The following is a 970-nucleotide window of genomic DNA, read 5'->3' as shown; positions in this document are numbered from 1 at the left end:
GGTTTCAATATACCGCGGACAGAAAAGTTACGCACTTCGCTATTCGCTGTTTCGCCGTCATCTGCAAGCGATACTACGCGCCAATAGTATGAGCCGGGCATCAATGCTTTCCTTGGTGCAATCTGCTGCGCTGCATCAAAGTCTGTTTGGCTGATTAGCAGGTTGAAACCTTTGTCTTTGGAAATCTGTAGTTTTCCGAGCGTATCCGGTTTAACAAAGTTCCAGCTAAATGTAGGTTTGGTACTATCAAGTATGCTTTTGGCAAGCGGCGCAATGAGTTTTGCTTGCTCTGTGCCAATGTCCACTGCTATGCGTGTAACGGAGTCGACACCCTCAAAACCATTAGCGTCAATGGCGCGCATGGAAACGTCATACTCACCATTCTCAATATGTTCCAACTCAAGTTCAGGCTTTTGTATTTTCCCTTGCTTAACAAGTTTTCCATTTTGCTTATTGTCAGTGAGTTGAACTCGATAAGCTTCGGCGCTTTTTTGTTCTTCCCAAGACAGAGTTGAAGGAAGGTCGTCTACAACTCTCTCTGCAAATAGTGCTTTGGGGGCGTCAGCTAACTTTGTCTGCTCAATAATCGCGCTACCTTTTTTGATGCGCGCACCGTTGCCTGCAAAAACTTGAGTCGTCCCATGTTCACCAGCAAAAGAGACTTCACCTTCAATAACTTCCAGCTGTGTTTCATTACCCTGGGTACTCAAACGAAATTCAGTTCCGCGCACGGCTGCTACCGCCGATGGGGTGGTAATCTCGTAGCGAGATCCTTTAACCAAGGGTGTAACCTCAGTGGACAGTGAGCCTCTCTTGAGCCTTAGTCGCGTATCAACCATGCCAGTCTTGCCAAAGTGGGACAGTTTATTGAAGACCAGGTTGGAATTTTCTTCCAAGCGAATGGTTGAGCTGTCTGCAAACTCAATTAAAACATTACCTTTTTTTGTCGCAACTTCATCACCGACACGAA

General features: G+C 46.2%; 1 protein-coding gene. It reads right to left on the bottom strand.

Annotated elements, in window-relative coordinates:
• Positions 1 to 970, bottom strand: a 970-nt coding sequence (locus A3761_RS22770) for a FecR domain-containing protein (protein WP_197473187.1), incomplete at both ends; no start/stop codon positions are given.

Source organism: Oleiphilus sp. HI0123, assembly GCF_001635315.1.
Note: the sequence above shows the minus strand (reverse complement) of the source record. Positions and strands in the feature narration are given on the sequence as shown.